This window comes from Candidatus Thiosymbion oneisti, from assembly GCF_004359955.1.
Classification (GTDB): domain Bacteria; phylum Pseudomonadota; class Gammaproteobacteria; order Chromatiales; family Chromatiaceae; genus Thiosymbion; species Thiosymbion oneisti.
In genome coordinates this window covers 36,037-44,643 of the sequence record NZ_SMSC01000031.1, presented here as the reverse complement: position 1 = coordinate 44,643, position 8,607 = coordinate 36,037, and the positions used below count along the sequence as shown (strand labels likewise).

Here is an 8,607-nt window from a genome sequence, read left to right as displayed (position 1 = left end):
AGCCGGCTGCTGTCGAAGGGTGTGCGTGTCTTGAGCATGGCATGGATGGCCTAGAGCAGCTTGCGCATGACGGCACAGACGGCCTGGATCTTCTTAAGACCGCGAGTCTTGACGAGGTGCTGGTCGTAGGCCCTAACCTGGGAATCGTGGCGCGTGGCGCTCAGTGCAGGCATGTAGAGGGCGATCCGCAAGTAGCGGTTGCCGGCCTTGGACAGACGTGGCTTCTTGTGTGGCGAGGACCCGTTCTCGGGCCTGAATTTCGACCACCGCCGCGGCTGGATCGTCGAGCGTATGCAGCAGCTTGCTACCCTGTTCGCCATCGATGTGGCCGCCTACGCGGTGATGAATAACCACTATTACATCGTGGTGCGCATTGATCGCGAACAGGCTTAGGAGTGGTCGATAGAGGGGGTGCTGCGGCGCTGGACGGCGCTCTTCACCGGGCCGCTGTTGGTGATACCTTATCTCTCGGCGTCCCGAGAAGAGATGACCCAGGCGGAGGTCACCGAGGTTGAGGCGCTTGCCGAAGTCTATCGAGCCCGGTTGCACGACTTGTCCTGGTTTATGCGCACTCTTTAGGAAGAAAGAAAAGGATTGAGAATTGTGAGAGATTGGATGTTTTGACCATGCTGCAAGTCTTCCGAATACAATATTGAACAGTTTGTTTGAATTGCAGCGGCAAGAATCAAAGAGTCATAAAACGAGTATTTCCATCGTTCAGATGTTTCAATAGTCTTTCGGTACAATTCAACTGATGTAGATATCTCACAGAGTGGTGCTAGAACGGTATTTAAATATTTTAAACTGTCCTGAGGAGCAAGTGGAGGATTAAACTTTTTTGTTGATACATTCAAAAATTCTTGAATCACCTGAGAGCTAATACAACCTATTTGTTCTTTAAGAGCATTTTGTATCAAATCACGAGCGATAGCATTTTTCGTGGGTTCGCTAGGCTCAAAGGAATAGACGAAAATATTGGTATCAAGAAAATATTTATCTTTCATTCATTTCTCCCCTGGAGTAATGCTTGATAGGTTTTGCATAGCTTAGATGTTCCATCAAATTTTGATAGTCATTGGAACTTGTGTCTACGCTGGTATAGTTTTCAAGCCATTGGCGAAACTGGGAATTCAAAGTGGTATATTCCTGTTTGGCTTTTTTTCTCGCCTTGCGGATTAGCTTTTCGTCAGCACTAAGCGTAATGTTCTTTAACATTTTGATTTCCATATATTTTATGCACTACATCAGTGTACACGACAAATCGTGTAAAAAGCAAGAGTATTGACGTAGCAATCTCAAATCGTCTTTCCTAACAATTGGTTAAAAGACACCGGGATAACCGGTTGCCGCCGCACTCCAAAGGGCAGTCAGAGTGGTGGGCACAGCCCACCCCACAAATCCTTTGCGGCCCAAAAATCATTCGGCCTCGATACGGTATTTATCGTCCGCATCCTGTTGTTTGCGCGCCAGTTCCGCTTGGGTGCGTAGCTTCCAGATCTCCTTGCGTTCCTCGACCCGTTTCTCCCAGGCGTTCTCGACTTCTTCGATGGTTCGCTCACCGAACAGGGCCTGGCGCAGGAATCGGAAGGCGAAATCCATCAGGAGCAGGTCGTCCGTCGCGGCTGCTTGAAAGAAAGCGTCGTCGAGCTTGTAGGACCGGCGGAAGTTCTCGCTGAGCACGAAGCGGCGGAACATGTCCAGGTTGTAGGAGGCCATGAAGAACACCTGCCGGCTCATCTCGGAGGGGCGCCCTACCCCGGGACCGGCGGACTTTTTCTTGAGGATCAAGCGGTACCAGTCTCGGTTCCGGTCGTCGTACTCCTTGCATCCCTGCTCAATGCGGTAGTCCTGGATACTGATCTCGCGGTCCTCGAGGTGGCCCTTGCAGTAGCTCTCGGAGATCAGGGAGTAGTTCTCCTCGGCCTGGGACGAGTCCTTCTTGCGCATATTGAGCAGGGCCACCGGGTAGTAACGGCAGACAGTGGGCCGGTCTGCGTAGACCTTGCAACCGTTGTCTCCGTCCAGCATCAGGCAGGTGCCTGCGTCGTCGGTGCGCAACTTGAGGCCGGGCACGCCATCCTGGTCCATCCGGAAGGGGACCGTGTAGTGCTTGAGGAATTCCTCGGAGGTCAGTCCGAAGCGCGATTTCAGACGCAGGATGTCGTAGGGGGCCAGGGTGACATCGGCCCGCCGGCAGCAGGCGTTGAAGCAGGCGATTCCCTGGTAGCACCGGAACTTGAATCCGGTGTCGGCGGTGAGCAGCTGCGGCAGGTTGGGACTCTCGAAAGGAAGGTCGAAGCGCTCGTTGTTCATGGCTCGGGGGTCCTCGCGTGGCGGTGGCCGTCAGGTCGGCCAATGAGGGAAGTCCGCAAATGAACGCAAATAAACGCGCGGGCAGAAAGGGTGCCGACGGTTCCGGGGCGGCGCGCGACCTGCCCTCTCGTTTTGCTCGGACAGTCTGCGAGCGAAAGAGTTGCGAACTGCGCCGCTCCCGCGTCAGGCGACAATCAAAGCAGCAGATTTGCGTCCATTCGCGTTCATTTACGGACTCATATCCAAAAAGACAAAAAATCCGGGCACCTCACGGTGCCCGGATTTTCAAGTCTTGAGAAGCTGTCGAGGATTACTTGAACAGCTTGGACTTGTCCACCAGGTCCGTGTGTGCCCGCTTGAAGCAGGTCCACTGTTTGGATTCCTTGTCATAGACGGAGTTCACGAAGCAGTGCCAGTTCTCTTCGTCGACCTTGTTGTGGTCCATCCGATAGTAGAAGCCCGGATAACGGGACTCCTCACGGAACTGGATGTGCTTCATATGGGCTTCCGCGGTAAGGATGCGGTGGTAGTTCTCCCAGGCGCGCAATAGCTCGTGCAGATCCTTGGCCCGCATCTTCAGGGAGTCTTCCTTGAGCATCTCCAGCTTCTTCTCCGCCAGCTCCAACATGTTGGCGTTGGTGGTGTAGTAGGTCGCCACGCCGGCCACATACTCGTCCATGACCTTCTGCAGACGGAATTGCAGCATCCGCGGGGTGATGTAGTTGGGGTTGATGTCGATCGCGGTGGAATAGTCCTTGTGCTCCAGGAAGTTCTTGACCGGACGATAGATCTCCTCGATGAGGGTGTCCACGTCGGTATCCAGCTCAGGCTTGAGGTCCTTGTTGTCCATAACGAACTTGACCATGGCCTTGGCCGCGAGACGGCCCTCGGCGTGGGAGCCGGAGGAGAACTTATGGCCGGAGGCACCGACACCGTCGCCGGCGGTGAACAGGCCCTTGACCGTGGTCATGCTGCGATAGCCCCAGTTCCAACCGGACGGCAGATGCTCGGGGACACCGGCTTCTTTCTCATCGGTGGGCGCACCCAGGTCCTCGGGACCCGAGACCCAGATCCCGCAGCAACCCGAATGTGAGCCGAGCAGATAGGGTTCGGTGGGCATGAGCTCGGAGTTCTTCTTCTCCGGCTCGATATTCTCGCCCGCCCAGATGGCGCACTGGCCGATACACATATCGAGGAAGTCTTCCCAGGCCTCGGCCTCCAGGTGCTTGACCTCGCGCTTAGACAGGGTCTCGCGCAGCTTGCCCAGGGCGGTGACCGTGTCCATCCAGATGGGGCCACGGCCTTCGCGCATTTCCTTGAGCATCAGGTGGTTACGCAGGCAGGCGGCCGGAACGGCGGCCTGGCCGTAGGGGGGATAGTCGTTCAACAGCTCTTTGTTGCGCTGCATGTAGACTTCGTCGAAGCCGTTGGTGGCCTGGGACTTGAAGAGCAGAAACCAAGCGCCTACCGGGCCGTAGCCGTCCTTGAAGCGGGTCGGTACGAAGCGGTTTTCCATCATGGTCATCTCGGCGCCGGCCTCGGCGGCCATGGCATAGGTGGAGCCGGCGTTCCACACCGGGTACCAGGCACGGCCCTGGCCCTCACCCACCGACCGGGGCCGGAAGATGTTCACGCAACCACCGGCGACCAGCAGGCAGGCCTTGAACTTGTAGACGAACAGCTTGTGCTCGCGCACCGAGAAACCGACCGCCCCGGCGACGCGGTTCTTGTCGTTCTTGTCGTTTACCAGCTTGACGATGAAGACCCGCTCCTGGATGCGGTCGGTACCCAGGGCCTTCTTGGCGGCCTCGGCGACGATCCACTTGTAGGACTCGCCGTTGATCATGATCTGCCATTTACCGGAACGCACCGGCTTACCGCCGTCCTTCAAGGGGGTCAAGCCCTTGGAGCCGTCATGGCGCTCGCCGTTCTCGTCGGTCTTCCAGATCGGCAGGCCCCATTCCTCGAACAGGTGCACGGACTCATCGACGTGGCGGCCCAGATCGTAGGCCAGGTCGTCACGGGTGATGCCCATCAGGTCGTTGGAGACCATGCGGGCGTAATCGGCGGGGTCCTGCTCGCTGCCGATGTAGGTGTTGATGGCGGACAGGCCCTGGGCCACGGCGCCGGAGCGATCCATGGCGGCCTTGTCGACCAGCTTTACCTTGATGTCGCTGCCGGCGGCCTTGACCCAGGGACCGATCTCGTAAGCGGTACCGCAGGCGGCCATGCCGCCACCGATGATGAGGATGTCGACCTCTTCCTCGACAACCTCGGGTTTTCCGAATTCTCCGGCCATTCTGTTACCTCTGTTGAATCTCTGTTGACTTGATTTGGAGTCGACTCAGGGGCCTACTTTTTGATCAGTTCGCTGGAATCGCCGGCGCGGAAGCCATTGGCCCGTACGAAGAAGCCGGGTTCCGTAACCTTGGAGATGTCGGCCTCCGGCTTGCCGCCGTAGGGATCGATGGAGCCCTCTGGGGTGGTGCGGATCGGAAACTTGAAGCGCTTCATGGTGCCGTTGCGGAATTTGATGGTCCACATGATGGAGTCGGTACCGCGCAGGGGCTGCACGGAGGCACCCAGGGGCACGATATCCGCGTAGGGACGGGCCTCGATGGCCTGCTGCGGACAGATCTTGATGCAGGAGTAGCACTCCCAGCACTGCTCGGGCTCCTGGTTGTAGGCCTTCATGGCACGACCCGTCTCGGACCCATCCTTGTCGAGCATCATCAGGTCATGGGGGCAGATGTACATGCAAGCGGTCTTGTCCTGGCCTTTGCAGCCATCGCACTTCTCAGTACGCACAAAAGTTGGCATGGTGCATTCTCTCCTAAGTGTTTCATTGCGGTGTAGCCGCCGCGATGGATAATACCTGGCGACCTGTGGCTTCCCGTGGACCCAAGCCTGCCGATACTCTGGATGATCTGCCGTCCTTAGAGGCTGTCTAAAAACTAACCTATTGATTTTCTACTGGCATTGATTTTCGGCTGGCTCCCCACGCTCCAGCGTGGGAGCAGACTTGGTCCCGACGGAGGAGGGATCTGACGCTCCAGCGTCGATTAAGTGCCTCGGTAGGCTAACCGCCAACGCCGAGTCAGCATCGAGGAGCTGAGTCCGTGGGAGCGGACACAACGGCGTTCCCACGCTGGAGCGTGGGAACGAGCGCGGAATTTACAGATTTTATGTCCTAAAATCAGTATCTTAATTTTTAGACAGCCTCTTAGACATTGCGGCCGGCCTGCCGTCCCGTCCCTGAAGTCAGGTTACGCGATTCGATCCGAGTCCCTAAGACCCTCGAAGACCCTCGTCCCAGCCGGGACCTGCCGCTTAAGAGGTAAGAAGATAATGATATACCCATGAAGGCGTCAAAACAGTTTTATAGCGTTTATCATAAATTTTACTTATTATGAGATTCGGATATCCTTGTTCTACGCCAGAGATTTCGGTATTTTGCGTCGGCGCGAGGGACGCAGGCGCAGACGCCGGTGGCCGAGTGTTCCATCGTAACCTTGAGTAGGATCAATCATGCAGGAGTAGAACCTATGCGAAAACACAGCCTCATCAAGCAATCGCTCGTCGGTCTAGGTGCCGCTATCGGACTCTGCCTATCCGGCGCCCTGACGGCGGCGGATACCATCAAGGTGGGCATCCTCCACTCGCTGTCCGGGACCATGGCTATCAGTGAGACCACCTTGAAGGACACCATGCTGATGCTCATCGACGAGCAAAACAAGAAGGGCGGCGTGCTGGGCAAGCAGCTGAAGCCGGTGGTCGTGGACCCTGCCTCCGATTGGCCCCTGTTCGCCGAAAAGGCCCGTGAGCTGCTCGAGCAGGAGAAGGTCGCGGTGGTATTCGGCTGTTGGACCTCGGTCTCCCGCAAATCCGTGCTCCCGGTGTTCGAAGAACTCAATGGCCTGCTCTTCTATCCGGTCCAGTACGAGGGCGAGGAGTCCTCCAAGAACGTCTTCTACACGGGTGCCGCGCCCAACCAGCAGGCCATCCCGGCGGTTGACTACCTGATGAAGGAAGTGGGCGTGAAGCGTTGGGTACTGGCGGGTACCGACTATGTCTACCCGCGCACCACCAACAAGATCCTCGAGGCCTATCTGAAACAAAAGGGCGTAGCCGAAGAGGACATCATGATCAGCTACACCCCCTTCGGTCACTCCGATTGGCAGTCCATCGTTGCCGACATCAAGAAGTTCGGATCCAAGGGTAAACAGACGGCGGTGGTCTCCACCATCAACGGCGATGCCAACGTGCCCTTTTACAAGGAGCTCGCAAACCAAGGCATCTCCGCGGAAGACATCCCGGTGATGGCCTTCTCGGTCGGTGAGCAGGAGCTGTCCGGAATCGACACCAAACCGTTGGTAGGCCACTTAGCCGCCTGGAACTACTTCATGAGCGTGGACGACCCGGCCAACCGGAAGTTCATCGCTACCTGGCACAAGTTCATCAAAGACAAGAAGCGCGTCACCAACGACCCGATGGAGGCCCACTACATCGGCTTCGACCTCTGGGTGAAGGCGGTGGAAAAGGCCGGCAGCACCGAGACCGACAAGGTTACCAAGGCCATCATCGGGTTGCAGACGTCGAATCTCACCGGCGGCAAGGCCAAAATGCTGGAGAACCACCACATCACCAAACCGGTCTTGATCGGCGAGATCCAGGAAGACGGCCAATTCGAGGTCGTCTGGCGGACGGAGAAGGAGATTCCGGGTGACCCCTGGTCCAAGTTCCTCTCCGGTTCCAAACAGGACGTCACCAAGGATTGAGTTGCGTCCATTCAAGAGCGATTCGGCGAACTGGACCCGTAGGGTGGGCTGTGCCCACCAAGTATTGTGCCTGCCCGGCGGGCACAACCTACCCTACGCCTATCCGGTGGGCACAGCCCACCCTACTCCATGGTAAGCACCAACTTACCCTCGGTATGGCCCGCCTCGATACGATTATGGGCGACGGCGACCTGCTTGAGCGGAAAGGTCTCGGAGACCTGGATGCGGAGCTCGCCGGAGTCGATCCACTGGGCGCAGCGGCGCAGGATCTCCCCTTGGTGTGCGCGCGCAGCGGGCTGTTCGCGCAGCATCGGTGCCAACATCCACTCGAAGCTGATACGCAGATTGCGGCCGCGGACCTCCTTCCAGTCCTGATCCGGGCCTGGCTGCAGGATGGTAACCAGGTTACCGCGGTAGGCCATGGCCGGTACGGTTTGGGCGAAGACCGCCGGCCCGACGGTGTCGAGTGCCATGTCCACGCCCTTACCCCCGGTCCAATCCATGACCGCTGCGACCAGGTCTTCCTCCTGGTAGTTGATCACGCATTTGGCACCGAGCGCCCGTACCAGTTCCGCCTTCCGTGGATTGCTGACCGTAGTGCATACTCGGGCACCGGCCAGCCGCGCTAGCTGGATCGCCACATGCCCGACCCCCCCGGCGCCGGCATGAATCAGCACTCGCTTGCCTTCAGCCAGGTCGGCATGATCGTAGAGGGCCTCCCAGGCCGTGATCAAGACCAGGGGGGCCGCGGCGGCGTGGATAAAGTCGAGGGTACGGGGCTTCGGCTGGGCGATGCCCTCGTCCACCAAGGCATACTCCGCATAGTTACCCTCGGGTCCGCCGAGACCTCCGTGACAGAACCAGACCGGGTCGCCGGGCTTGAAGCGCGAGACCCGCTCACCGACGGCCTCCACCACCCCGGCGCCGTCGCAACCGAGCACTGCCGGCAGACCGTCCGGCACCAACACCCCGCGCGCGCGGAGCTTGGTATCGACAGGATTGATCCCGGCTGCCTTCAGGCGTACCAACAGGCCGGTGGGTGAGGAGAGCGCCGGTACCGCCCGTTCGGTCAGGGTCAGGGCCTCAGGTTCGCCGGTTTTGCGCATTTCGATCACTTTCATTGTCTTGCCTCCGTCGCCTATGCTTTCATGGGTAGCGCCCCTTGAATCTCGACAGGCAATATTCCGACCAGGAGAAACACTATGCAAATCGAACACTGGGATCCGGCGCGCGACGGCGAGCTCACCGAGGCCAACATGCGCCGTAAGCTCCAGGCCCGCGGCTACACCGTCAGCAAGTACGTCTATCCTCCGGGGACGCGCTTCCCGGAGCACGACCACGGGGTCGACAAGATCGACGGCGTTCTCTCAGGGCGTTTCCGCATGGATTTGCAGGGGGGCAGCGCGATATTGGAGGCAGGTGACTTGCTGGCGGTTCCGAAACATGTCCTCCATAGTGCGGAAGTGGTAGGGGACGAACCCGTGGTCAGCCTGGACGCGATACGGACCACATGATC

11 protein-coding genes are annotated in these 8,607 nt (G+C 58.3%); 4 read left to right on the top strand and 7 right to left on the bottom strand.

All coding sequences use genetic code 11. The features are described from left to right. Positions 1 to 50: 50 nt before the first annotated feature. Positions 51 to 173, bottom strand: coding sequence for a hypothetical protein (locus E1958_RS21705; RefSeq protein ID WP_279381427.1), 123 nt, complete (start codon positions 171 to 173; stop codon positions 51 to 53). A gap of 34 nt (positions 174 to 207) precedes the next feature. Between E1958_RS21705 and E1958_RS21405 the strand changes: the two genes are divergently transcribed. Both E1958_RS21405 and E1958_RS20460 read left to right on the top strand, forming a co-directional pair. Then, positions 208 to 393: a hypothetical protein gene (locus tag E1958_RS21405; protein ID WP_243448555.1), complete on the top strand. Its 186-nt coding sequence runs from the start codon at positions 208 to 210 to the stop codon at positions 391 to 393. A gap of 18 nt (positions 394 to 411) precedes the next feature. Next, positions 412 to 579, top strand: a complete 168-nt coding sequence (locus E1958_RS20460; RefSeq protein ID WP_165742348.1) for a hypothetical protein — start codon at positions 412 to 414, stop codon at positions 577 to 579. Here the strand turns inward: E1958_RS20460 and E1958_RS16345 are convergent. The 5 genes from E1958_RS16345 to aprB form a co-directional block, all read right to left on the bottom strand. Further along, positions 576 to 1,004, bottom strand: coding sequence for a PIN domain-containing protein (locus E1958_RS16345; RefSeq protein WP_089727967.1), 429 nt, complete (start codon positions 1,002 to 1,004; stop codon positions 576 to 578). The two genes, E1958_RS20460 and E1958_RS16345, sit on opposite strands and share 4 nt — an antisense overlap. Then, the gene (locus E1958_RS16340) at positions 994 to 1,227 is read right to left on the bottom strand and encodes a hypothetical protein (RefSeq protein ID WP_208108610.1); all 234 of its coding nucleotides are present in this window, start codon (positions 1,225 to 1,227) and stop codon (positions 994 to 996) included. Before E1958_RS16340 ends, E1958_RS16345 begins: the two co-directional genes overlap by 11 nt. 189 nt (positions 1,228 to 1,416) lie before the next feature. Beyond that, positions 1,417 to 2,313: a YkgJ family cysteine cluster protein gene (locus tag E1958_RS16335; RefSeq protein WP_133512821.1), complete on the bottom strand. Its 897-nt coding sequence runs from the start codon at positions 2,311 to 2,313 to the stop codon at positions 1,417 to 1,419. Between the two features lie 310 nt (positions 2,314 to 2,623). Next, positions 2,624 to 4,612 carry an adenylyl-sulfate reductase subunit alpha gene (gene aprA, locus E1958_RS16330; RefSeq protein WP_133512820.1) on the bottom strand — a complete coding sequence of 663 codons (1,989 nt, stop codon included), beginning with the start codon at positions 4,610 to 4,612 and terminating at the stop codon, positions 2,624 to 2,626. 53 nt (positions 4,613 to 4,665) lie between these two features. Then, positions 4,666 to 5,133 (bottom strand): adenylyl-sulfate reductase subunit beta, encoded by a 468-nt coding sequence (aprB, locus tag E1958_RS16325; protein WP_133512819.1) that lies wholly within the window; start codon positions 5,131 to 5,133, stop codon positions 4,666 to 4,668. A 725-nt stretch (positions 5,134 to 5,858) separates the two neighbouring features. Here aprB and urtA point away from each other — a divergent pair. Then, the gene (gene urtA / locus E1958_RS16320) at positions 5,859 to 7,091 is read left to right on the top strand and encodes an urea ABC transporter substrate-binding protein (protein ID WP_133512818.1); all 1,233 of its coding nucleotides are present in this window, start codon (positions 5,859 to 5,861) and stop codon (positions 7,089 to 7,091) included. 122 nt (positions 7,092 to 7,213) lie between these two features. On the opposite strand, the gene E1958_RS16315 is transcribed toward urtA, so the two are convergent. Then, positions 7,214 to 8,212, bottom strand: a complete 999-nt coding sequence (locus E1958_RS16315; protein ID WP_133512817.1) for a zinc-dependent alcohol dehydrogenase family protein — start codon at positions 8,210 to 8,212, stop codon at positions 7,214 to 7,216. An 81-nt stretch (positions 8,213 to 8,293) separates the two neighbouring features. Between E1958_RS16315 and E1958_RS16310 the strand changes: the two genes are divergently transcribed. Beyond that, positions 8,294 to 8,605, top strand: coding sequence for a cupin domain-containing protein (locus tag E1958_RS16310; protein WP_133512816.1), 312 nt, complete (start codon positions 8,294 to 8,296; stop codon positions 8,603 to 8,605). Positions 8,606 to 8,607 lie beyond the last annotated feature (2 nt).